This window comes from Actinoplanes sp. NBRC 103695, from assembly GCF_030269485.1.
Lineage (GTDB): Bacteria > Actinomycetota > Actinomycetes > Mycobacteriales > Micromonosporaceae > Actinoplanes.
Genome location: NZ_BSTL01000004.1, coordinates 210740 through 234567, shown reverse-complemented (window position 1 = coordinate 234567; position 23828 = coordinate 210740). Strand labels below are relative to the sequence as shown.

Below are 23828 nucleotides of genomic sequence, written 5' to 3'. Positions count from 1 at the left end.
TACCCCATGTTCCGCTCCCTGGTCGCGGCCTCGGTCGCGGCCGCCGCCGTCCTCCTCGTCCCCTCCGCCGCCCACGCCGCCGGCCCCAACCTGGCCGCCGGCAAGACCTTCACCGCCAGCAGCTCCGTCGACGCCTACCAGCCGGGCAACGCCGGCGACGGCAACGCGTCGTCCTACTGGGAGAGCAGCAGCAACGCCTTCCCGCAGTGGCTGCAGGTCGACCTCGGCTCCACCGCCACGGTCAACCAGGCGATCCTGAAACTGCCGCCGGCGGCTGCGTGGGCCACCCGCACGCAGACGCTGACCATCCAGGGCAGCACCAACGGATCGTCGTTCTCCTCGTTGAAGGCAAGCGCCGGCTATGTCTTCAACCCCTCCACCGGCAACAGCGTGACCATCGACTTCGCGGCTTCTTCCGCCAGATATGTCCGGCTGGCCTTCACCGGCAACACCGGATGGCCGGCCGGGCAACTGTCCGAACTCGAGGTCTACGGAACCGGCGGCACCGACCCCGAGCCGCCGCCGCCCGGGACCAACCTGGCGATCGGCAAGGCCATCGAGGCCTCGTCGGTGACCCAGAACTTCGTCGCGGCCAACGCCAACGACAACAACACCGCCACCTACTGGGAGGGCGGCGCGTACCCGGCGACGCTGACCGTCAAGCTGGGCGCCAACGCCGGCACGTCGTCGGTCGTCGTGAAGCTCAACCCGGACCCGGTCTGGGGACAGCGGACGCAGACGTTCTCGGTGCTCGGGCGCGAGCAGAGCGCGTCGTCGTTCACCACGCTGGTCGGCTCGGCCACGTACACGTTCAACCCGGCCACCGGCAACACCGTCACCATCCCGGTCAGCGCCACCGCGGCCGACGTGCGGCTCAGCTTCACCGGAAACTCCGGCGCGCCCGGCGGTCAGGTCGCCGAGTTCCAGATCTACGGCACGCCCGCGCCCAACCCGGACCTCACCGTCACCGCGCTCACCGCGTCGCCGTCGGCGCCGGTCGAGACCGACGCGATCACCCTGTCGGCCACGGTCCGCAACGCGGGTTCCGCCGCGTCGCCCGCCAGCAACGTCAACTTCTATCTGGGTACGGCCAAGGTCGGCACCGCCAACGTCGGCGCGCTCGCGGCCGGCGCCTCCAGCACGGTGACCGCCAACATCGGGGCGCGGAACGCGGGAACGTACGCGTTGCGGGCCGTCGTGGACGAGGCGAACACCGTCGTCGAGCAGAACGACACGAACAACTCCTTCGACGGTCCGTCGCTGACCGTCTCCCCGGTGGCCAGCTCGGACCTGGTCGCGTCGGTCGTCAACTGGTCGCCGAGCAACCCGTCGGCGGGCAACACCGTGACGTTCAGCGTGACCATCCAGAACCAGGGCAGCTCGGCCTCCGCCGGCGGCGCGCACGGCGTCACGCTCACCCTGCTCAACGAGTCCGGCGGCACGGTGCAGACGCTGACCGGCTCGTACAACGGCACGCTGGCGCCCGGCGCGTCCTCGCCCGCCCTCACCCTGGGCACGTGGACGGCCGCCAACGGCAAGTACACGGTTCGCGTGGTGCTCGCCGACGACGCCAACGAGCTGCCCGTCAAGCAGGCCAACAACACCAGCGAGCGGTCGTTCTTCGTGGGCCGCGGCGCCAACATGCCGTACGACATGTACGAGGCCGAGGACGGCCAGACCGGCGGCGGCGCGCAGGTGCTCGCGGCCAACCGGCGGGTCGGCGACCTCGCCGGCGAGGCGTCCGGGCGGCGCGCGGTGACCCTGCCGAGCACCGGCTCGTACGTCCAGTGGACCACCAAGGCCGCCACCAACACGGTGGTCGCCCGGTTCTCCATCCCGGACGGCACGACCAGCTCGATCAACGTCTACGTGAACAACACGCTCAACAAGACGCTGCCGCTGACCTCGAAGTTCGCGTGGCTGTACGGGCCCGAGCACGAGCCGCAGAACTCCGGCACCGGGCCGCGGCACATCTACGACGAGGCGAACATCATGCTGACCGGCTCGTTCCCGGCCGGCAGCGCGATCAAGCTGCAGAAGGACGGCGGCAACGCGGGCACGATCACCATCGACTTCATCAACACGGAGCAGGTGGCCCCGATCGCCAACCCCAACCCGTCGACGTACGTGGTGCCCGCCGGGTTCGACCACCAGTCGGTGCAGAACGCGCTCGACGCCGCCCGGCAGGACACCAGCAAGGCCGGCGTCTACCTGCCGACCGGCACCTACACCACCAGCAGCAAGTTCAACGTGTACGGCCGGGCCATCCAGGTCGTCGGCACCGGACCCTGGTACACCCGGTTCTTCACGCCGCAGGACCAGGCGCAGACCGACGCCGGGTTCCGGGCCGAGGCCTCGGCCAACGGCTCGACGTTCAAGAACTTCGGGTTCTTCGGCAACTGGACGATCCGGCAGGACGGCCCCGGCAAGGTGTTCGACTTCAACAACGTCGCCGGCATGACGGTCGACAACATCTGGACCGAACATCAGATGTGCCTCTACTGGGGCGCCAACGTCGACAACATGGTGGTGAAGAACTCCCGGATCCGGAACATGTTCGCCGACGGCATCAACATGACCAACGGCAGCACCGGCAACCTGATCGACAACGTCGACGCCCGGGCCACCGGGGACGACAGCTTCGCGCTGTTCGCCGCGATCGACTCGAACAACCAGCAGCAGACCGGCAACGTCTTCCAGAACCTGACCAGCACGCTCACCTGGCGGGCGGCGGGCCTGGCGGTCTACGGCGGCCAGGGCAACACGTTCAAGAACATCTACATCGCGGACACCCTGGTCTACTCGGGCGTGACGATCGCGTCGATCGACTTCGGCATCCCGATGCTCGGCTTCGGGTCCACGCCGACGACGAACTTCGACAACATCTCGATCGTCCGGGCCGGCGGGCACTTCTGGGGCCAGCAGACCTTCCCCGCGCTGTGGGCGCACAGCGGGGAGAAGGAGTTCCGGGGCATCCGGATCAGCAACGTCGACATCGTCGACCCGACCTACAGCGGCATCATGTTCCAGACCAAGTACTCGAACCCGAGCACGCCGCTGCAGCCGATCACCGACACCGTGTTCACCAACATCTCGATCAGCGGGGCGCAGAAGAGCGGTGACGAGTTCGACGCCAAGTCGGGCTTCGGCATCTGGGTGAACCCGCTGCCCGAGCAGGGTCAGGGCCCGGCAGTCGGGTCGGCCACCTTCACCGGGCTGCGTCTCTCCGACAACTGGCGCGACATCGAGAACACCACGTCCACCTTCACGATCAACCGCAACTGAATCGTGTTCCGGGGGTGGCTCCGGCCACCCCCGGAATCCCTATCCGATCGGTAGGGTGATCAGATGCGTCGATACTTTCTTCCCGCAGCTGCGGCCGCGGTCCTCCTGATCTCGGCCGGCTGCGCCAAGGAAGACACGAGCGGTGAGTCCGGGGGTGTCACCCTGGTGAAATCCGGGGCGATCACCACCTGCACCCACCTCCCCTACGCACCGTTCCAGTCCAAGGACGCGTCCGGCAAGGTGGTCGGCTTCGACGTCGCGCTGGTCGACCTGGTGGCCAAGAAGCTGGGCGTGACCCAGGAGATCGTCGACACCCCGTTCGAGGGCATCAAGTCCGGGCAGGACCTCAACACCGGCAAATGCGACATCGCGGCGGCCGGCATGACCATCACCGACGAGCGCAAGAAGGTGCTCGACTTCGCCGATCCCTACTTCGACGCCACCCAGGCGCTCGTTGTGCTCACCGGAAAGCCGTACAAATCGTTGGCCGATCTCAAGGGCAAGCGGCTCGGGGTGCAGGGCGACACCACCGGTGAGGCGTATGTGAAGGAGCAGGTCGCCAAGGACAAGCTGGACGTCGAGGTGGTCTCGTACAAGGACCTCGGCTCCGAGCAGCAGGCACTGACCACCGGGCAGATCGAGGCGGCCGTCGGTGACCTGCCCGTGTGGAACGACTACCTGAAGAAGAACCCCGGCAAGGTCGAGGTACCGACCGGTTTCGACACCGGCGAGCAATACGGGTTCGCGGTCAAGAAGGGCAACGCCGACCTCCTGAAGGCGGTCAACGACGTGCTCGCGGCCGCGAAGTCCGACGGCACCTACGACAAGATCTACACCGAGTGGATCGGCCCGAAGCCGACCTCGTGAGACTCCGGACCCGGCGGCGCCTCACGCGAGGCGCCGCATACGCCATCTTCGTCGCCGTTCTGCTCGTGGTGGCCGTGGCCGCCGACTGGGGCCGGCTGGCCGACTCGTTCCTGCGCCCCGACGTCGCCGCCGGCATGTTCCCCGGCGTGGTCACCACGGCCCTGCTGAACACCATCATCTACACGATCCTGGCGTTCGCGTTCGGCCTGATCGCCGGCTTGGCGCTGGCGCTGGCGCGGCTGAGTCCGGTCGCGCCGTACCGCTGGTTCGCCACCGCGTACATCGAGGTCTTCCGCGGCCTGCCCGCCCTGCTGGTCCTGTTCCTGGTCGGCTACGGCATCCCGCTGGCGTTCCCCGACCGCGAGATCCCCGGCGGCCTGTACGGCTCGGTGACGCTCGGCCTGGGCGCCACCGCGGCGGCGTACACGGCCGAGACGCTGCGCGCGGGCATCCAGGCCGTTCCCCGGGGCCAGTCGGAGGCCGCGCGCTCGCTGGGCATGTCCGCCCCTCGATCCATGGTCTTCATCGTCCTGCCGCAGGCCTTGCGCATCGTCCTGCCGCCGCTGACCAACGAGTTCGTCAGCCTGACCAAGGACACGAGCCTGGTGTACGTCCTGGGCGTCACCGCGGGCACGATCGAGCTGACGAAGTACGCCGGCGACGCCCTCAACCAGGAGGTCAACGCGACCCCGTTGGTGGTGGCGGGCCTGCTCTACCTGGTCATCACGCTGCCGCTGTCACAACTGGTGCGCGCCTTGGAGCGCCGCACCTCCAGGGGAAGGTGACCGCGTGTCGACGGTCCGCATCCGCGACCTGCACAAGTCCTTCGGCGACCACGAGGTCCTGCGCGGCATCGACCTGGACGTGGCGGCCGGCGAGGTCGTCTGCCTGGTCGGCCCGTCCGGCTCAGGCAAGTCCACCTTGCTGCGCTGCGTCAACGCTCTGGAGTCGGCAACGTCGGGCACCATCCAGGTCGACGACGTCGAGCTGACCGACCCCGACACCGACCTGGACGCGGCCCGCCGCCGCATCGGCATGGTCTTCCAGCAGTTCAACCTCTTCCCCCACCTGACCGTCCTGGGCAACATCACCGTCGCCCAGCGCCGCGTCCTGCGCCGTTCCCGCTCCGCCGCGGAGAAGGAGGCAGGTTCCCAGCTGGCCCGCGTGGGCCTGGCCGAGCGTTCCCGCGCCTACCCCGCCCAACTTTCCGGCGGCCAGCAGCAACGAGTGGCGATCGCCCGGGCTTTGGCCATGCACCCCGGCCTGATGCTCTTCGACGAGCCGACTTCAGCCCTGGACCCCGAACTGGTAGGCGACGTCCTGGCGGTCATGCGCAAACTGGCCGACGAGGGCATGACCATGATCGTGGTGACCCACGAGATGTCCTTCGCCCGAGACGTGGCAACCCGTGTCGTCTTCATGGACGACGGCCGAGTAGTCGAAACCGGCCCACCCGCCGAGGTCCTGACCAACCCCCAACACGACCGAACCCGCACTTTCCTCCAGCGCATCCTGCACCCGGGCGCCTGACAGACCCTCCGCGAGAGCCAGATCCAGCGGCCAGGTCCAGACCCACCAAGCGCCTCCAGCGTTCCCGCCACGGATCGCCGAGCCGATCCTCTCGCGTCACCGAGCTATCAGCCGCCCAGGACCCGAACATACGCAAATGCGGCGACGTCGACACCGGCTCCGACCGCCCCGCGCAGCATTCCCCAAAGCTTGGTCCCGTCCCCGACCGCAGCAGGCCTCCCGGTCACATACCGCCTTCGTAGCCTCAGCATCAGCACCGGCCTGACCGCCTTCTTCAACGGCGTACAGCCGAAATCGGCCGCACGGCGAGCTCGGCGGCGATCTCCTGGATCCTGAACATCCAGATCCAGATCCAGATCCAGAACCTGGCCACAGGCGACGCCGCACACGGCCTGTACCGCCACATCGCCGAGCAACGCGATCCGACCTGTCCCCACACGACGGCCCTGGCACCCACGACCACAGCGCCGCTCTTTCAGCGTGGGCTGAGCCCATCCCAGGCCGCCCGTCATCCCAGATCCAACATCCGCCCCGCGCCAGCATCACCCCACAGTCCTCCGCAGCGGACACGCTCACCCCCTCATGGCGACGCCCACCGCATGGGTCATGCACCTCACAGAGCCGCCGCACGGTCATCCAACCGACCTCAATGCCCCCACACCGACTCCAGCACCCCGCACTCCCCGTGAGCGCCCGTCCGCCCGCAACCTCACCTCACCATCCCTTTGCTCTGCTTACACATACGCAACACGGCCGCTGGCCTGCGACGATTCACTGGGTCAAACCGCGGCGCCATGTCGCCTGCATCGCTCTGAGTGACAACCCGCCGCCCGAACGACGAGACGAACCCGTTCCGGCTCTGCTTACAAATGGGAAGCACCGCATTTGCGCCGGACAGCGCGTGGCAGCCCTGCGGCCTTGGTGGTCGCGCACAGCCTCGGTGGTGCGTATGTGTAAGCAGAGCAAAGGGGTGCCGGGAACAGGGGTGGGTTTTCCACAACGGGGCGGGGGGTGGCGGTTGTCCACAGGGGAGCGGCGGCAGGCAGGGCGTTTCTGTCACTGTCGCTGCCATGACGGAGCGGAGAGGTGGCGGGTTTCCGGCGGCTGGGCTGGTGCGGCGGGCTCGGCGGATCGCGGACTGCAGTCAGCGGGAGATGGCCGCGGCTGGGCGGGTTTCGGCCGGGTGTGTCGGGCGGATCGAGTCGGGCAGTTTGGCGCCCAGCCTGGCTGTGCTGTTGCGCCTCATGGAGGTTGCGGGGCTTTCGCTTGTCGTTGTGGATGCGCAAGGGCGGGTCGTGCTGCCGATGGATGACTGGGATGACACTCGGGACGGGGCGGAACGGCGGTATCCGAGTCATCTGGACACGATTCTGGATCCGGATCCAGGTGAGTGGTGGGGGGACGTCTATGGGCTTAGCCGGCCGCCGGAGACGTTTCATCGGGATCGGGAATGGCGGGATGTTCGGCGGCGGCGTAGTCAGTGGGAAGTGCGTGTGGCCAAGTATCGGCATGTGGCGCCGCCGCCTATGCCGGAATACTGGTGGCGGGTCAATCGTGCGGGCCGGGACGCTGTGCCCGCCGGCGCGGACGGGTATGGCTAGGCGACGAGGACCGGATCGCCGCGCCAGCCCGCGCCAGCCCGCGCAGGCGGGCGAGGCTCGACGGCGGGGACCAAGACTCTGCGCCAGCCCGCGCAGGCGGGCGAGGCTCGACGGCGGTACTGGGACGCTGTGCGGGCCCGCGTGGACGGGCGCGGCCTGACGACGGATACCGGGACGCTGCGCCGGACCGGGCGAACGAGTGTGACTTCACGGCGGGGCCTGGACACTGCGCCTGCCCCGCGCGGGTGGGGTGGCTTGACGGCGGGGCCTGGCGTTGTGCCGGCCCCGGCGCGGGTGGGTTTGGCTAGGCCGCGGCTATCGGGCGGTGCAGGCCGTGGTCTTCGTCCACGGTGTACATGCGGGTTTCGGCCAGGTCGAAGTAGAGGCCGGCCAGGCGTAGGCGGTTCTCGGACAGGGCCGTGCGGACGCTGGGATAGGTGCGCAGGTTGGTCAGTTGCTGGACGACGTTGTCGGCTATGCAGCGTTCCTCGTCGTCGCCCGCAATTGCGGTGTCGGAGGTGCTCAGCCAGCGGCCCAGGGACGAGTCCCTGGGGGCGCCGCCGGACATCATCGCGCGGACGGCGCCGCAGCCGGAGTGGCCGCAGACCGTGATCACCGAGACGCCCAGGACGTCTACCGCGTACTCGATGGCGGCGCCCACCGAATCGTGGGGGACGCCGAACGGTGGGACGATGTTGCCCACGTTGCGGACGCAGAAGAGGTCGCCTGGGCCGCTGCCCGTGATGAGGTTGGGGACCACGCGGGAATCGGCGCAGGTGATGAAGAGCTGCTCCGGTTGCTGGCCTGCCCTTGCCAGGCCGGCCAGGTGCGGGCGGACCAAGGGGGCCACGGAGCGTTCGAACTCGTCGATGCCCGCCGTCATCGCGTCCTGGCCGCCTCGGTCGTAGGCCTGCCAGCGTGACCAGGAACCCAGGAACCTGGGCGGGCCGCTGCGGGCGGAGCCCAAGCGGCCCGCCGTCGCCCGGTGGAACCAGCTGTCGTGGACCTCGCGGACGGCCACCCGGCCGCCGGAGCGCTCGTAAGCCTCGCGCCAGTCGCGGATGGCCTGGAAGGCGCCATGGTCCAGGTAGTCGAGGTGCAGCTCCACCTCCACCGAGCTCGCCTCGGGCAGCGACTGCAGCTCGCGGGCCAGCCGCGCCGAACCCACGAAGCAGGCGGTGCCGGTGATGTTCACCAGCCAGTGGCCGGGAGTCGTCTCGGTTCGGCGGATGTCGCAGCGCGCCACGCGCCACAGCATGGACAGCGCCGCCACGGCCATGCCCAGGGCCACGCCGGACAGCAGGTCCAGGAGGATCACGCCGGCGGCCGTCGCCAGGTAGGTGGGCAGTTCGCGGTGGCGTACGTACTCCCTGATCTGGCCGAGGTCCACCAGGCGCAAGCCGACCACCACCAGGACCGCCGCAAGGGCCGCGAGCGGGATCTGCTCCATCAGGCCGGCGCAGAGCAGCACGAACACCGCCATCCAGACGCCGTGCAGGATCGCCGAGGCACGCGTACGGGCGCCGGCCGCGACGTTCGCCGAGCTGCGCACGATCACGCCGGTCACCGGCAGGCCGCCCAGCATGCCCGAGACACTGTTCGCGGCGCCCTGGGCGACCAGCTCCTTGTTGAAGCGGGCGCGCTTGCCGTCGTGCAGCTTGTCGACGGCCACCGCGGACAGCAGCGACTCGACGCTCGCCACCAGCGCGATCGTGATGACGGCGACGGCGATCGCGGCCACCGGCGCGGACGGCCACCGCGGGAACACGATCGCGTCGAGCGGATCGTCGGGCAGGTCGACGCGGGCGACGTCCAGACCGGCCGCCATCGCCGTCACGGTGCTGGCCACCACCGCGATCAGGGCGGCGGGCAGCAGGGACGTGCGGACCAGGCGCGGCCAGACCAGCATGATGGCGCCGGCCAGCAGGCCGATCAGCAGCGACGGCGTGTGCGAGCCGAGGATCTGGGCGGGCAGGTCGCGCAGGTTGGCTACGCCGGAACTCTGCGGCCGGCCGCCCAGGACCACGTGCAGCTGGCTCAGGGCGATCACCACGCCGATGCCGGCCAGCATGCCGTGCACGACGGCCGGCGACAGAGCCAGGGCGGCGCGGCCGAGGCGGGCGGCGCCCAGGCCGATCTGCACCAGGCCGGCCATGGCCACCACGGCGGCGGTGCCCGCCCAGCCGAAGTCGGCGACAACCCCGGCGACGATCACGGTGAGCCCGGCGGCGGGGCCGCTCACCTGGAGCGGGGCGCCGCTCAGCGCCCCGGCGACCAGGCCACCGGCGACGGCGGCGATGAGCCCGGCCATCAGCGGCGCGCCCGAAGCGGCGGCGATACCGAGAGACAGAGGGACGGCGATGAGGAAGACCACCACGGAAGCTGGCAGGTCCCGTCGGAACAAATCCGGCATATCGGAAACCGTAGCGGGAGTCGGTTAACCCAGCGTTACGCGACGGCAGCGCACAGCAAAGACACAGTTTCAGTCGGGAAGCGAATATCCCCAGCTCAACCAATGTTCGCGCAGCTCGGCGGCCGGATCGGTGGCCTTCTGGTCCCAGGGAATGCGCATCGTCATCACTGTGGCGCCATCCGGCCGGGTGACCCCGTCGTCCCACCAGATGGCCGCATACCACCGGCCGTCGTCACCGGCCTTGTAGGTGTACTCGATGTACTGCCCGCGCCGCTTGTCGGGACTCATGCCGGTCTGGGACAGGCACCCCTCCGGCGAGTTCTTGTGGAGGTTCTGCACCCGCTTGCGCTCGGCGGTGCGTTCGTCGCGCGGTTCCCGCTTGTAGAGCGCATAGGTGACCGTCACGCCGTCCACCGGGCAGGAGCGCCGCGCGGTCTGCCGTTCGTTGGGGGTGCCGGGCAGGCAGTTGCCCAGCGGCCGGTCGCCGGCGAACGCCTGAAGCTCGGCCAGATCGGGGTCGGACTGGCCGCCGCCCTGCGCGCCGGAGCCGTCGTCGCCGGTCGCGGAGCGGTGCTGCGCCCGGTCCCACCACAGGTAACCGGAAACGCCCGCGCCGCTCAGGATCACCAGTACCAGAAGGAACATCAGCGCGACCTTGCCGCCGCTCCGGCGCAGCGGGGGCGGCGCCGGCACCGGATGGCCGGAGGCGGTCGGGTACGCCATGGCGGGGCCGCCGGACGGGACCGGCGGCTCGTAGATCGTCGGCTCGACCCGGCCGGGCGGCCCAGCGGGCGACTGCGGGACCGGCGGGATGTAAGGGGTGGCCGAGCCGGGCTGATAAGCGACCGGCTGGCCGGGCGGCGAGCCCTGCTGACCGGGGCGCGAGCCCTGCTGAACGGGCGGCGAGCCGGCCGGGCGCAGGCCGGGCGTCAGCATGGTGGGGGCGCTGGGTGGCGAGCTGATCGGGCGCTGGCCGGGCGGCGCCATCAGGGCCTGGCGCACCTGGGCGGCGGTGGGCCGGTGCGCCGGATCCTTGCGCAGGCACGCCCCCACGAGCTCGGCGAGCTGACCGGTGAGCCCGTGCAGGTTGGGCTCGGCCTGGACCACCGCGACGCCGACCGCGACAGGGCTGGAGCCGGGGAACGCGTACTTGCCGGTGGCCGCGAACACCATCGTCGAGGCCCAGGCGAACACGTCCACGGCAGGACCGAGCGGATGGTTCTCCACCTGCTCGGGCGCCATGAAGTGGGCGCTGCCGATGACCCGGCTGGCCGCCTGGTGCACCTGTTCCCAGGCGCGGGCGATGCCGAAGTCGATGACTTTCACGCCGCTCGGGCCGAGGATGATGTTCGCCGGCTTGAAGTCGCAGTGCACCACGTTCGCGCCGTGGATGGCCTCGAGCGCGATGATCGTCTGGATGGCCAGGTCGTTGAGCCGGCTGCCGCGCAGCGGGCCGCGCCCGGAGAGCACGTCCTCCTGGAGCGTCGGCCCGTCCACGAACTCGGTGACGATGTACGGCGGGTCGGCGTCCAGGTCGAACGTGATGACGCCGGCGGTGACGAAGGCGGCGACCGACTGCGCGCTCTCCAGCTCGCGGTTCAGCGTGGTTTTCAGGCGGCCGGTGTCGTCGAAGTCGGTGTTCAGCACCTTGACGGCGACGCGGTCGTCACCGCCGTCGGTGCCCAGGTAGACCGTGCCCTGCCCGCCCACGCCCAGCCTCTTGAGCAGGCGGTAGGGGCCGACCTGGCGCGGATCCCGCGCGCCCAGCTCCATCACACCCGACATGGATGGCAGTGTCCCTTACCCGCGCCAGCCTCGCCGCCCCAGGGTCCCGCCCCATGATCGGCGAAAGCGTCCACTGTGCACTACATGACGCTCGTGCGCCGGGTCAGCCGCGGCGGGATCAGGTCGATCGCCGGTGGCGGGCCGGCCGGGGTGGGTTCGAGCAGCCAGAACAGGGACTGCATGGCGCGGCGGGAAACGTCGCGCGGCTCCAGCGAGACGTTGGTGACCGGAGGTTCCATCTGCTCGGCCGCGACGTCGGTGCAGAGCCCGATGACCGAGAGGTCGTGCCCGGGCCGCAGTCCGCGAGCGCTGAGCGCGTGCAGGAACGGCTGCACGATCTGGGACTGGGGCACGATCACGCCGACCCGGCCGATCTCCACCAGGCCCGGCTCGATCAGGGCGGCCGCGTGGTCCGCCGCCGCGCGGTGCGGCTCGAGCGAGCCGATCACCTCGCACGGCATGCCGTGCCGGGCGGCGGCCGCGGTGGCCGCGTCGAGGAAGCGGCGCACGTAGTTGACGTCCCGATCGATGATCTCGGCCGGGTAGCCGAGCACCACCAGCCGGTCGTGCCCGGTCTCGGCCAGCTCGTCCACGGCCAGTTCGGCGGCCGCCGCGAAGTCCAGGTCGACGCAGCTGAGGCCCATCGGGTCGGCGGGCACCCCGACCAGGACCACCGGCAGACCGAGGTCGGCCGCCACCGGGATCCGGTCGTCGCCGTGGCCCAGGATGTCCATCAGCACGATCGCGTCGCACAGCTGGCGGCCGGCCAGCCGGCGCAACCCGTCCGAGCCCTCGTCCGACGTGTTCAGCAGCACCTCGTGATCCTGTGCCCGGGCCGAGCTGGTGATCGTCTCGATGAACGGCAGCACGCCCGCCGTGTCGACGCCGTGCCCGAACGGCACGATCAGCCCGATCACCCGGGTGCGCTGCGACTTCAGCGCGCGGGCGCCCTGGTTCGGCTGGTAGGTGAGCTCGTCGATGGCGGCCTGCACGCGCAGCCGGGTGGTCTCGGAGATCGGGCGTTTACCGGTCATCACGTACGAGACGGTGCTCTGCGAGACGCCAGCCTTGCGCGCGACGTCCTTGCTGGTGAACGCGACCATCCCGAGAACCTCCCGCGACCCGTCGATTCGTATCGTCGATACGAATCGATTAAGTGATCGTGACAGGCAGATTAAGCGGGTGTTCCACGGCCGCGCAATACCCTTCTCAGCCGGAGAAGCGTGTCTCAGCCGGAGAAGCGTGCGCTCCGGGCCATCGAGCGGTAGGCGGCGAGCGCGTCGCTGGACGTGTCGAACCGGAAGTTGTGCTTCGAGTCGTCCTGCACGTCGGTGTCGAACCAGACCACGGCGCCGATCGACGGCGTGCTCCGGACGTACGCGGAAAGCTTTTTGATCCAAGCGGCCTTGCTGCCGCCGCCGTGGTCGATCGCGGCGGTCTCGGTCACGATGATCGGCTTGCGTTTCCCATACGCCGAGACGACCGGCCGGAACAGTGTCGCCGGCGACTCCGAGTAGAAGTCGTAGCCGGAGACCCCGACCCAGTCCACGTAGTCGTCGCCGGGGTAGTACCTGCTCATCGCGTTCGACGAGGTGTTCGGCGACGAGTTCCAGTTGGGGCTCCACACGAACGCGACGTTGTCCGCACCCTTGTCCCGGAAGATCTTGTGGATCCGGCGGAACGCCTTCACGTACCGGCCGGGATCGTTCCCGTTGTTCGGGCCGCACCACTCGAACCAGTCGCCGTTCATCTCCCAGGCCCAGCGCAGGAGCAGGGGTTTCCCGTACGCGGCCAGCCTGCTCGCCGCCGCCTTGATCACCGAGTCCTGCGCGCCGCTCGCGACGGATGCGAGCTTCGTCCCGTGCCAGGAGATCATCAGCGTCGACGTGCCGATCGACGAGAACGACGACGGCATGCGCTCCGACCAGCCCCAGAACTGGTGCACGATTCGCTGCTCCCGGCCGAGCTGGCCACGCCGCAACGCCAGGCTCTGGGACAGCGACTTCCCACCGAGCGCCAGGTAGGAGCCGAGCATCGCCCGGTCCAGCGCCGGCACCGGCCCGCCCTTGCCGGTCTTCTTTGCGGCGACCGGCTCGGCTTCTTCTTCCGGCTTCGCGGCTTTCGAGGTGGCGGACGGCGTGGGCGACGGAGCGACCGACGGGACCGATATATCCGGTTTGGTCGACATCGGAGTGATCACGGGTGGTTGCGGCGTTGCCGCCGTCGGCGCGGTCCGTGAGCAGGCGGCCATCGAAGCGGTGAGCGCCGCCAGGGTGAGCACTCCACGGCGGCGCAGGCGTAAGTCATCGGTCACAACAACCGACGCTACAGGCCTCTGAGCTGCGCGAATACCCCTCAGGTCACATATTGATCAAGGTGATCACGGGCGCCGGGGTGCTTGACTGCCTCTGGAAATGGGCACGTCACATGCCTGGCACATGAAATGGCGAGGCTCCGGGGAACGACGAACCGGAGGAGCAGAGGCGGACGCATGACGGAGTCACTGAAGGTCACCGCGGACGACGGGGAGGAGGGCATCGACAACGGCACAGACCTCACCCTCGGGGTCGAAGAGGAACTGCACGTCGTCGACCTGAGGTCCCGCGAGCTCGTACCCCGGGCGCCCGACGTGCTGGAACGCCTCGACCCGGAGCACTACTCCGCCGAGCTGCACCGCTCGGTCGTCGAGACCAACACCCCGGTCACCGCGACCCTGGACGGCCTGCGGGAGGGCATCGTCCGGCTGCGCCGCGAGGCGATCGGGGTCGCCGAGTCGCTCGGCCTGGGACTGGTCGCCGCCGGCACCGTCCCGCTCGTCGACCTGGACTCGCTGCCGGTCACGCCGACCTCGCGCTACCGCCGGATGCTCGACGAGTACCAGATGCTCGCCCGGGAACAGCTGATCTGCGGCGCGCAGGTGCACGTCGGCATCCCCGACCGAGACGAAGCCGTGTCGGTCGCCCAGCGCGTGGCGCCCGCCCTGCCGGTGCTGCTCGGAATCTCCGCCAGCTCGCCGTACTGGATGGGCGAGGACTCCGGCTACGCCAGCGTCCGCTCGCTGGTCTGGCTGCGGTGGCCGACCGCCGGGGACAGCGGCGAGGTGACCTCGGCCGCCGACCACGACCAGCTGGTGGCCGACCTGATCGCCTCCGGCACGATCACCGACCCCAAGATGGTCTACTTCGACGTACGCCCGTCCGCCCACCTGCCCACGGTGGAGCTGCGGGTGACCGACGCCTGCCCCGACGCCGACACCGTCGTGCTGCTCGCCGGGCTGTTCCGTGGCCTGGTGCTGCGCGCCCGGCAGGACTACCGGGCCGGCCGGCCCCTGGAACGTGTCCGGCCGCCGCTGCACCGCGCGGCGATGTGGCGGGCGGCCCGCTCCGGGCTCGAGGGCGACCTGCTCGACCTGCCCCGCTCCCCGGTTCCGGTGCCCGCGGCGGTGGCCGTCGAACGGCTGATCAGCGACCTGCGCCCGCAGCTGGAGGAACTGGGCGACTGGGAGCAGGTGTTCGACCTGAGCGTGCAGGCGCTGAGCAGGGGCAGCTCGGCGTCCCGGCAGCGGCGGGCGATGCAGCGCCGCGGCCGGCTCTCCGACGTGGTCGACCTGGTGGTGGCCGACACCCGCGGCGGCGCGACCGCCATCGGGCCCGACGGGCAGACCGTCCCGGCGGGACTGTTCCCCTACGCGACCGAAGGCGACGAGGCGTTCCCGGGCGGGGACGTCGCTCACTCGTACACCGGGATCGTGAATGTCCTGTCGGCCCTGGGCAGCGCCGGTCTGCGCCGGCGGGAAGACGCTCGCGACGACGAACAGCGCGCCCGGGGCATCACGTTCTCGGTGGCGGGCGAGGCGGCCACCCGGCTGTTCCCCTTCGACCTGGTCCCGCGGCTGGTGCCGGCCGACGACTGGACGAAGCTGCGGGCCGGGCTGGTGCAGCGGGTCCGCGCGCTGGACGCGTTCGTCGGTGACGTCTACGGCGACCGGCTCGTGGTCAAGGACGGCGTGGTGCCCGACTGGGTGATCGACGGCTCGCCCGAGCTGCGGCCCAGCGGCGCCCTGGTCGTGCGGCCCCGGGTCCGTGCCCAGGTGGCCGGCGTCGACCTGGTGCGCGACGCCGAGGGCAACTGGTGCGTGCTGGAGGACAACCTGCGGGTGCCGTCGGGCATCGGCTACTCGATGCAGAACCGGCGGCTCACCGACAGCGTGCTGCCCGAACTGCCCCGGCCGGAGGGCCTGCTCGGCGTGGAAGGCACCCCGGCGCTGCTGCGGACCGCGCTGATCGAGGCGGCCGGCCCGGCCGCCGGTGACGACCCCCGGATCGTGGTGCTCAGTCAGGGGCCGGACGACTCGGCCTGGTTCGAGCACCGGATGCTCGCCGAGGAGATGGGCGTCCCGCTCGTCCGCAGCACCGAGCTGTTCGTCGACGACGGGATCGTCTACCGCACCCGGGACGGCAAGCGGCACCGGGTGGACGTGATCTACCTGCGGATGGGCGAGGACAGCCTGGTGCACTCCCCCGGCGCGGACGGCATGCCGCTCGGGCCCAGCCTGGTCGCCGCCCTGCACGCGGACACCATTGTGCTGGCCAACGCGCTCGGCAACGGCATCGGCGACGACAAGGCCGTGTACGCGTACGTGCCCCAGCTGATCGAGTACTACCTGGGCGAGAAGCCGCTGCTGGCGGACGTGCCGACGTACCTGTGCGGCATTCCCGAGCAGCGCGCCGAGGTACTCGACCGGCTGCCCGAGCTGGTCTGCAAGCCGGTCGACGGCTACGGCGGCGACCGGATCGTGATCGGCCCGCACGCCCGGCCGGAGGAGCTGTCCGCGGTACGCCGGCAGATCAACACCGCGCCGCACCGCTGGGTGGCCCAGGAGGTCGTGCAGCTCTCCACCCACCCGGTCTTCGACGGCCACCAGTTCGCGCCCCGGCACGTCGACCTGCGGGCGTTCATCTTCACCGGCCGCGAGTCGGTGGTCGCCCCGGCGGCCCTGACCCGCGTCGCGCCGGCCGGCTCGATGATCGTGAACTCGTCGCGCGGCGGCGGCTCCAAGGACACCTGGCTCCTCGGTTGACGCCGCGGCAGGTCCGGACATGTAAGCAGAGCAAAGCGGCCGCGCACCGACGTACGCACCGGGCTAAGGCCGTTACGGCTACGACATAGATCCGCAACATCCGACCCACACCCTGATGACCCTGGGAGGTCCCACTATGTGCGGCATCGCCGGAGAGCTCCGGTTCGACGGACGGCCGGCGGACGCCGAGGTCGTCCGCTCGATGCTGCCCTGCCTGGAGTCCCGCGGCCCGGACGGCGAAGGCCTGTTCGCCCGGGACGCGGTCGCCTTCGGGCACCGCAGGCTCAAGATCATCGACCTGTCGGACGCCGGGCGGCAGCCGATGACCGACGACGAGCTCGGCCTCACACTCGTGTTCAACGGCTGCATCTACAACTACCAGCAGCTCCGGGACGAGCTCCAGGGGTACGGCTACCGGTTCTTCTCCACCTCCGACACCGAGGTGATCATCAAGGCGTACCACCGATGGGGCGCCGACTGTGTGCGGCGCTTCCTCGGCATGTTCGCCTTCGCGATCCTCGAGCACGACTCCGGCACCGTCACGCTCGCCCGCGACCGGCTGGGCATCAAGCCGATGTACCTCGCCGAGGCGCCCGGGCGGCTGCGCTTCGCGTCCACGCTGCCCGCGCTGCTCGCCGCCGGGGACGTCGACACGTCGCTGGACAAGGTGGCGCTGCAGCACTACATGACGTTCCACTCGGTGGTCCCGGCGCCGCGGACGATCGTCACCGGGGTGCGCAAGCTGCCGCCGGCGACCGTACGGGTGATCAAGGCCGACGGGACCAGCACCGAGCGGGTCTACTGGGAAGCCGACTTCACCCGCAACCGTGACCTGAGCGCCGAGCAGTGGACGTACGAGGTCGGGCAGAAGCTGCGGGTCGCCGTCGAGCGCCGGATGGTCGCCGACGTGCCGGTCGGGGTGCTGCTCTCCGGCGGGCTGGACTCCAGCCTGATCGTGGCGCTGCTCGCCGAGCAGGGGCAGCGCGGGCTGACCACGTTCAGCATCGGGTTCGAGGCGGCCGCCGGGGAGACCGGCGACGAGTTCGCGTACTCGGACCTCATCGCCAAGCAGTTCGACACCGAGCACCACCAGATCCGGATCGGCCGGGACCGGTTCCTGCCCGCCGTCACGCGCACCGTGTCGGCGATGAGCGAGCCCATGGTCAGCCACGACTGCGTCGCGTTCAACCTGCTGTCCGAGGACGTCTCGCAGCACGTCAAGGTCGTGCAGTCGGGGCAGGGCGCGGATGAGATCTTCGCCGGCTACAGCTGGTACCCGCCGCTCGCCACCGTCCCGCGGGACGGCGCCGTCACGGCGTACGCGGCAGAGTTCTTCGATCGTGATTTTGCCGCCCTCGGACGTCAGCTGAGCCCCGAGTGGATGCTCGCCACCGACGAGAGCCAGGCGTTCGTGGAGCGCAACTTCGGCCGTCCCGGGGCCACCACCAGCGTGGACGCGGCGCTGCGGCTGGATTCGCAGGTGATGCTCGTCGACGACCCGGTCAAGCGCGTCGACAACATGACCATGGCGTGGGGGCTGGAGGCGCGGGTGCCGTTCCTCGACCACGAGCTCGTCGAACTTGCGGCGGCGTGCCCGGACGCGCTAAAGCTGGCATCAGGGGGCAAGGGCGTGCTCAAGGACGCCGCCCGCGGTGTGGTGCCCGACGAGGTGATCGATCGGACGAAGGGCTACTTCCCCGTTCCGGCCATCCGGCACCTCGAAGGGCCGATGCTGGACATGGTCCGCGATGCCCTGTTTGCGCCCGCGGCCAGGACACGCGGATTGTTCCGCCCGGAGTACGTTGACGCGCTCCTCGCGGACCCCAATACTCCTCGCACGACGCTCGGCGCGAACCAGCTCTGGCAGCTGGCACTGCTCGAGATGTGGCTGCAGGACAAGGGGATTTAGACCACGAAGGGAGACCTGGATGACCGGTCAGCTCAACCGTGTCGACGTCACTGTTCTGCCGATGGGATGGATGACCCGGGATCCGGGGTCCTTCCCGACGGAAGTCAGTGGCAGCTGGTCCCCGGCGCTGTCGCCGGACGGCCGGCACGCGGCCTACGTCTCCGATCGCAGCGGCGTCCCCAAGGTGTGGGTGCAGCCGGTCGGCAGTGAGCTGACCTTCCTCGTCGACACCGGTGAGGCGCCGGTGATGGCCGTCCAGTGGTCCACCGGCGGCGGCTGGCTGGCCTGCCAGCTGGCGCCCGGTGGCGCGCCCCGGCACGAGGTCTGGCTGGTCCGGCCGGACGGCTCCGAGCTGCACCAGGTGGCCGGCTTCGGGTCTGACACCGCGGACAACATGCGCTGGCTGCCCGGCCGCTCGCTGCTCGCGGTCACCGAGAACCTCACGCGCGCCCTGGTCATCGACCCGGTCACCGGCGAGCGCCGGGAGATCCTCGCCGAGGAGCTGATCTCGCTCTTCGACGTCAGCCCCGACTTCTCGCGGGCGTTGATCAGGCGCGGGTCGCGCGGCGCCCGGCACATCGCGGTGCGATGTCTGGAGACCGGCGCCGAGGAGTACGTGACCAGCGGCGAGGAAGCCGTCTTCGGGCCGGACGGGTCGATCTGGGCCCGCAGCGACGCCGGCGAGTTCCCGGTGCTGATCCGCGTCGCCACCACCGGCGAGGTGACCGTGGTCGCGGGGTCGGACACGGCCGAGGTGGAGTCGTTCGCGCTGACCGCCGACGGTCACCGGGTCGCCGTTCTGTGGAACGTACGCGGAGGCACCTCACGGATCTCCCTCTTCCCGGACGACGCCGAGGTCCCGGTGCCCGGTCTCGTCGCGAGCGGCCCCTCGTGGAGCACCGACGGCAGCACCCTGACCTTCACCGCCGAGGGACCGGGGCAGCCGCACGGCACCTGGGTCTTCACCGACGGCGGCCTCAGCCCGGTTTCCGTCGAGTCGCGATCCGACCGCGCCGTCGTGCCGACGCTGGAGGAATTCCCCGCCCACGACGGCACGGCGCTGACCGGATGGCTGTTCCGGCCGGCCGGCGACCAGCCGCACCCGGTCGTGCTCTGGTTCCACGGCGGACCCGAGGCGCAGGAGCGGCCCGGGCACGGCGCCCTGTTCCAGTCGCTGGTCGACCGGGGCATCGCGGTGTTCGCGGCGAACGTGCGCGGGTCGTCCGGCTTCGGCCGCACCTTCGTCAACGCCGACAACGGCCCCCTGCGGTACGACGCGATCCGCGACGTCGAGTCGTGCGTGCGGCACCTGGTCGGCACCGGCGTGGCCGATCCCGCCCGGGTCGGGGTGATGGGCCGGTCGTACGGCGGCTACCTGACGCTGGCCGCGCTGGTCACGTACCCCGAACTCTTCGCGGTCGGCATCGACGTCTGCGGCATGTCGAACTTCGCCACCTTCTACGAGCACACCGAGCCGTGGATCGCGGCCGCCGCCGTCAGCAAGTACGGCGACCCGGTCACCGACGCCGACCTGCTGCGCGACCTCTCCCCCCTCACCCGGATCGACCGCCTGCGCGCCCCGCTGATGGTCGTCCACGGCGAGAACGACAGCAACGTGCCGGTCATCGAGGCCGAGCAGGTCGTGGAAGCACTCCGCTCCCGTGGCATCGAGCACAAGTACCTGCTCTTCCGCGACGAGGGCCACGAACTGCTGCACCGCCACTCCCGGGCCGAGTACCTCCAGGAGACGGTCGCCTGGCTCACCCACCACCTCCGCGCCGCGGTCCCGGCGGTCTAGCAACTTCCACGGGCGGGCGTCCGGCAGGGCCTCGAACTGCCGGTCTTCTCCGTGCGTGCCCTTGCTGCCGGCGCTTTCGCGGGGCATCGGGTCAGGCAGGGTTGCCAGGCGGCCGGGCTGCCCGCTCGCCGTCGCCGCTGCTCACCGTCGCCGCCGCTCGCCGTCGCCGCCGCTCACCGTCACCGCCGCTCACGGTGGTAGCCGGGCACGAGGGTGGAAGGCTCGGGCGCCATCCCGCCTCGATGACCGCGCTCGGCTACCACTCCCGCGGACGGTGGTAGCTCAGCGCGGCGTTTCGGCCCGGATGCCGCATTGGCCCACCGCTGCGTGCCTGTCTCACCACTCGCGCAGGCTCCTACCACCAACCGCGCCGGGCCGGGGCCGCGAGAAGCGGCCGCGAGCCGCGAGCGACGGCGGCGAGCGACGGCGGCGAGCGGGCATCTGGCACACCCAGCAAATCCCCGCACCCGGTGGGACAACAAGTCGCAGAAATCGTCGGCCACTGAATCACCCACGCCTCACTCACAGTCAGCTCTGGCCCGCTCCGCCATCTCTCCCCGCCACCGCTTTGCTCTGCTTACCTATAGGAAGCGCCGCGCCCCGGCACCCGGCGTCGCGGCGCGGCCGCTGGTGCGTATATGTAAGCAGAGCAAAGCGGCGGCCGGGGAGGTTGTCGGGCTGGGGTGGGGGCGGGGCTTCGGGCCGGACGGAACAGTTACGGCCGGTAGCCGCTGCACGGCCTGGACGGGCCGCCTGGATCGCGGAGCGGGGACGGCGCTGTGGTGCGCGCGTACCTCGAAATGGGTTGATCTTGGGGTCGGTGACCAGGCACACGTGTGTCGTGCGCCCGATTCGTTGCAGGTTGGGGAGCGCCCGGAGAAGGGTGGGGGACGCACCTTGAAGTCCGGCTGGAAGGTTTGAGATGGCCCTGCGACGAGCCTGGGCCGTCTGGGCCGTGGGACTGGCCGCCTATGTGATCGCCGTGCTGCACCGCACCTCGCTGGGGGTCGCGGGGCTGGACGCGCAGGAGCGGTTCGGCGTCGGGGCGAGTGCGCTTGCATTGTTCGCCGTGCTGCAGCTGCTGGTCTACGCCGCGTTGCAGGTGCCCGCGGGGCTGCTGCTCGACCGGTTCGGGTCGTTGCGGATGGTGCTCGCCGGCGCGCTGGTGATGGCGGCGGGACAGACGCTGATGGCGTTCGCCGACGGTGTGACCGGGGCCGTGGTCGCGCGGGTGCTGGTGGGTGCGGGTGACGCCGTGACCTTCATCAGTGTGCTGCGACTGGTGCCACGGTGGTTCCCGGCGCGGCGGGTGCCGGTGCTCACCCAGCTGACCGGCATCATCGGGCAGTTCGGGCAGATCCTCAGTGCCGTGCCGCTGGCCGCACTGCTCGCCTACCGGGGGTGGACCGCCGCCTTCGTCGGCATGGCCGCGGCGGGCGTGCTGGTCGCGGTCGTCGCGCTGGTCGCGCTTCACGACACCCCTGATGTACGGATGAGCGCCGGACCCGCCATCACACCGCGGCAGGTGGCCGCCGACCTGAGGAACGCCTGGCGGCATCCGGGCACCCGGCTGGGACTGTGGACGCACTTCACCACGCAGTTCGCCGGCACGGTCTTCGCGCTGATGTGGGGCTTCCCGTTCCTGCTGGCCGGTGAGGGGCTGGACCGGGGCACCGCCAGCGCGCTGCTGACCGTCTTCGTGCTGACCGGCATGGCGGCGGGACCGGTGATGGGCGTGCTGGTGCAGCGGCATCCGCTGCGGCGGTCGTGGCTGGTGCTCGGCGTGGTCGTCGCCAACGCGGTCGGGTGGGGCATCGTGCTCGTCTGGCCGGGGCCGGCGCCGCTGCCCGTCCTGGTGCTGCTCGTGCTGGCGCTGGGGCTGGGCGGGCCGGGCTCGATGATCGGGTTCGACCTGGCCCGGACGTTCAACCCGCCGGCCCGGCTGGGCACGGCGACCGGAATCGTCAACGTGGGCGGGTTCACGGCCTCGCTGCTGACCATCTTGCTGGTCGGTCTGATTCTGGACTGGCGTACGGGCGGGGCCGCGGACTACGGCCTGGCGGACTTCCGGGTGGCCCTGAGCGTCCAGTATGTGGTCGGTGCGATCGGGGTGGTCGGCATCCTCCGTACCCGCCGTCTGGCCAGGCAAAGGATGGCCGAGGACGGAGTGGTGGTGCGTCCGATCCGCGAGATCCTGGCGGAACGGCGTGGTTTAGCAATACGCCGGTAGGTAAAGGCAGAGGCTTCCGGCGACCGAACTAGCGAGAGCGTGGAGCAAGGAGGACATGTCCGAGCAGGCAGTCGAACGGATCTGGTCCGGTATCGACATCGGTAAGACGCTGGCCGGCGCGCTGGCAGCGGTGTGCGCGGCGGTGATCGGCTCATTCCTGGGCGTCGCCGGCACGCTGATCGGCGCGGCCCTGGCCAGCATCATCGGCACGGTGGGAACGGAGATCTATCACCGCTCGATCAAGCACGGGGCCAAGAAGCTGCAGACGATCGCGCCCACCTTCGTGACGGCGACGGCCGCGGTGGGCACGCCCGACGTGGCCGCGGCGTCCGAGGACGACAAGCCGTCGGAGACGGTTCCGGAGCCGGAACGCACCACCGGGCGCCAGATCCGGTGGAAGCGCATCGCCCTGGTGACGGCCGGTGTCTTCGTGCTGGCGGTCGGGACGCTGTCCCTGGTCGAGCTCTTCGCCGGCAAGTCGGTGGCGTCGATGGTCGGCGGCAGTTCGTCGGGCAGCACGACGCTGAGCAGCGTCGTCGACGGCAAGAGTGGGCAGCACCACGAGCAGCCCGCCACGCCGGTGTCCCCGGGCACGGACGCGACGCAGGCGCCGGCCGACGGTGGCAGCGCCCCGGCCGGGACGCCGACGACCGAGCCGACGGACGCGCCTTCGACCGGCGCGACGACCGAGCCGGCCGAGGCGCCGACGACCGAGGCCCCGGCGACGGACGCGCCCACCGAGCCGGCCGAACCGGACAGTGGAACGGGCGAGGGTGGCGGGGAGCCGGACGGATCGGTCCCCAGCGAGTAGAAGGAGCACGTCGTGCAGGGCACCAAGGTGTTGATCGAGGCGTTCGGACGGCTGCCGGAACTGGTGGCCGGCGCGGTCGAGGGGCTCAGCCCCGAGCAGCTGCGCCAGGCCCCGGCCGCGGGCGCCAACACGATCGGCTGGCTGGTCTGGCACCTGACCCGGGTGCAGGACAACCATGTCACCGAGCTGATCGGCGGCGAGGAGGTCTACGCCTCCGGGGGTTGGGCGGTGCTGTTCGGGCTGCCCGCCGACTCCACCGACACCGGGTACGGCCACACGCCCGAGCAGGTGGCGGCGGTGGCCCCGGAGACCTCGCAGGCGCTGCTGAACTACTACGCCGCGGTGCACGAGCGCACGCTCGACTATCTGCGGGGGCTGTCCGACGACGACCTGGACCGGGTCGTGGACAAGAACTGGGATCCGCCGGTCACCCTCGCGGTCCGGCTGGTCAGCGTCTACGACGACGACGCCCAGCACGCCGGGCAGGCCGCGTACGTACGCGGCCTGCTCGGGATCTGA

The 23828-nt window shown here is 70.5% G+C and carries 16 protein-coding genes; 11 read left to right on the top strand and 5 right to left on the bottom strand.

The window, feature by feature from the left end:
* The first annotated feature begins 6 nt into the window (after window positions 1–6).
* The 4 genes from QSK31_RS07900 (at window position 7) to QSK31_RS07885 (ending at window position 5682) form a co-directional block, all read left to right on the top strand.
* Window positions 7–3285: a galactose-binding domain-containing protein gene (locus tag QSK31_RS07900; protein WP_285682366.1), complete on the top strand. Its 3279-nt coding sequence runs from the start codon at window positions 7–9 to the stop codon at window positions 3283–3285.
* A gap of 63 nt (window positions 3286–3348) precedes the next feature.
* The gene (locus QSK31_RS07895; RefSeq protein ID WP_285682364.1) at window positions 3349–4152 is read left to right on the top strand and encodes a basic amino acid ABC transporter substrate-binding protein; all 804 of its coding nucleotides are present in this window, start codon (window positions 3349–3351) and stop codon (window positions 4150–4152) included.
* Window positions 4149–4937 carry an amino acid ABC transporter permease gene (locus tag QSK31_RS07890; protein ID WP_285682362.1) on the top strand — a complete coding sequence of 263 codons (789 nt, stop codon included), beginning with the start codon at window positions 4149–4151 and terminating at the stop codon, window positions 4935–4937. The genes QSK31_RS07895 and QSK31_RS07890 overlap by 4 nt, the downstream gene beginning before the upstream one ends.
* 4 nt (window positions 4938–4941) lie before the next feature.
* Entirely contained in the window at window positions 4942–5682 is a 741-nt protein-coding gene (locus QSK31_RS07885; protein WP_285682361.1) for an amino acid ABC transporter ATP-binding protein, read from the top strand.
* Window positions 5683–5789: 107 nt separating this feature from the next.
* On the opposite strand, the gene QSK31_RS07880 is transcribed toward QSK31_RS07885, so the two are convergent.
* Window positions 5790–6194 (bottom strand): hypothetical protein, encoded by a 405-nt coding sequence (locus QSK31_RS07880; protein ID WP_285682360.1) that lies wholly within the window; start codon window positions 6192–6194, stop codon window positions 5790–5792.
* A 357-nt stretch (window positions 6195–6551) separates the two neighbouring features.
* Here QSK31_RS07880 and QSK31_RS07875 point away from each other — a divergent pair, with 357 nt between their 5' ends.
* Window positions 6552–7283: a helix-turn-helix domain-containing protein gene (locus QSK31_RS07875; protein ID WP_352244389.1), complete on the top strand. Its 732-nt coding sequence runs from the start codon at window positions 6552–6554 to the stop codon at window positions 7281–7283.
* A gap of 304 nt (window positions 7284–7587) precedes the next feature.
* Here QSK31_RS07875 and QSK31_RS07870 read toward each other — a convergent pair whose 3' ends face one another.
* From QSK31_RS07870 to QSK31_RS07855, 4 genes are all read right to left on the bottom strand, one after another.
* The gene (locus QSK31_RS07870; protein WP_285682358.1) at window positions 7588–9696 is read right to left on the bottom strand and encodes a SulP family inorganic anion transporter; all 2109 of its coding nucleotides are present in this window, start codon (window positions 9694–9696) and stop codon (window positions 7588–7590) included.
* Between the two features lie 69 nt (window positions 9697–9765).
* Window positions 9766–11481, bottom strand: a complete 1716-nt coding sequence (locus QSK31_RS07865; RefSeq protein WP_285682356.1) for a serine/threonine-protein kinase — start codon at window positions 11479–11481, stop codon at window positions 9766–9768.
* Window positions 11482–11561: 80 nt separating this feature from the next.
* Window positions 11562–12584, bottom strand: coding sequence for a LacI family DNA-binding transcriptional regulator (locus tag QSK31_RS07860; RefSeq protein WP_285682355.1), 1023 nt, complete (start codon window positions 12582–12584; stop codon window positions 11562–11564).
* Between the two features lie 125 nt (window positions 12585–12709).
* Window positions 12710–13795: a glycoside hydrolase family 26 protein gene (locus tag QSK31_RS07855; protein ID WP_285682354.1), complete on the bottom strand. Its 1086-nt coding sequence runs from the start codon at window positions 13793–13795 to the stop codon at window positions 12710–12712.
* A gap of 177 nt (window positions 13796–13972) precedes the next feature.
* Between QSK31_RS07855 and QSK31_RS07850 the strand changes: the two genes are divergently transcribed.
* From QSK31_RS07850 to QSK31_RS07825, 6 genes are all read left to right on the top strand, one after another.
* The gene (locus tag QSK31_RS07850) at window positions 13973–16561 is read left to right on the top strand and encodes a carboxylate--amine ligase/circularly permuted type 2 ATP-grasp protein (RefSeq protein ID WP_285682352.1); all 2589 of its coding nucleotides are present in this window, start codon (window positions 13973–13975) and stop codon (window positions 16559–16561) included.
* Between the two features lie 136 nt (window positions 16562–16697).
* Window positions 16698–18470: an N-acetylglutaminylglutamine amidotransferase gene (locus tag QSK31_RS07845; RefSeq protein WP_285682695.1), complete on the top strand. Its 1773-nt coding sequence runs from the start codon at window positions 16698–16700 to the stop codon at window positions 18468–18470.
* A gap of 19 nt (window positions 18471–18489) precedes the next feature.
* Window positions 18490–20268 (top strand): S9 family peptidase, encoded by a 1779-nt coding sequence (locus QSK31_RS07840; RefSeq protein ID WP_285682351.1) that lies wholly within the window; start codon window positions 18490–18492, stop codon window positions 20266–20268.
* A gap of 922 nt (window positions 20269–21190) precedes the next feature.
* Window positions 21191–22498 carry an MFS transporter gene (locus tag QSK31_RS07835; RefSeq protein ID WP_285682349.1) on the top strand — a complete coding sequence of 436 codons (1308 nt, stop codon included), beginning with the start codon at window positions 21191–21193 and terminating at the stop codon, window positions 22496–22498.
* A gap of 55 nt (window positions 22499–22553) precedes the next feature.
* Window positions 22554–23309, top strand: coding sequence for a hypothetical protein (locus QSK31_RS07830; RefSeq protein ID WP_285682347.1), 756 nt, complete (start codon window positions 22554–22556; stop codon window positions 23307–23309).
* A gap of 12 nt (window positions 23310–23321) precedes the next feature.
* Complete coding sequence (locus QSK31_RS07825) at window positions 23322–23828, top strand: mycothiol transferase (protein WP_285682346.1); 507 nt, start codon at window positions 23322–23324, stop codon at window positions 23826–23828.

Coding starts and splice junctions, on each gene's coding strand:
- QSK31_RS07900 (WP_285682366.1), top strand. CDS start 7: ATGTTCCGCTCCCTGGTCGCGGCCTCGGTCGCGGCCGCCGCCGTCCTC.
- QSK31_RS07895 (WP_285682364.1), top strand. CDS start 3,349: ATGCGTCGATACTTTCTTCCCGCAGCTGCGGCCGCGGTCCTCCTGATC.
- QSK31_RS07880 (WP_285682360.1), bottom strand. CDS start 6,194: ATGACGGGCGGCCTGGGATGGGCTCAGCCCACGCTGAAAGAGCGGCGC.
- QSK31_RS07875 (WP_352244389.1), top strand. CDS start 6,552: ATGGGAAGCACCGCATTTGCGCCGGACAGCGCGTGGCAGCCCTGCGGC.
- QSK31_RS07870 (WP_285682358.1), bottom strand. CDS start 9,696: ATGCCGGATTTGTTCCGACGGGACCTGCCAGCTTCCGTGGTGGTCTTC.
- QSK31_RS07865 (WP_285682356.1), bottom strand. CDS start 11,481: ATGTCGGGTGTGATGGAGCTGGGCGCGCGGGATCCGCGCCAGGTCGGC.
- QSK31_RS07860 (WP_285682355.1), bottom strand. CDS start 12,584: ATGGTCGCGTTCACCAGCAAGGACGTCGCGCGCAAGGCTGGCGTCTCG.
- QSK31_RS07850 (WP_285682352.1), top strand. CDS start 13,973: ATGACGGAGTCACTGAAGGTCACCGCGGACGACGGGGAGGAGGGCATC.
- QSK31_RS07845 (WP_285682695.1), top strand. CDS start 16,698: ATGTGCGGCATCGCCGGAGAGCTCCGGTTCGACGGACGGCCGGCGGAC.
- QSK31_RS07840 (WP_285682351.1), top strand. CDS start 18,490: ATGACCGGTCAGCTCAACCGTGTCGACGTCACTGTTCTGCCGATGGGA.
- QSK31_RS07835 (WP_285682349.1), top strand. CDS start 21,191: ATGGCCCTGCGACGAGCCTGGGCCGTCTGGGCCGTGGGACTGGCCGCC.
- QSK31_RS07830 (WP_285682347.1), top strand. CDS start 22,554: ATGTCCGAGCAGGCAGTCGAACGGATCTGGTCCGGTATCGACATCGGT.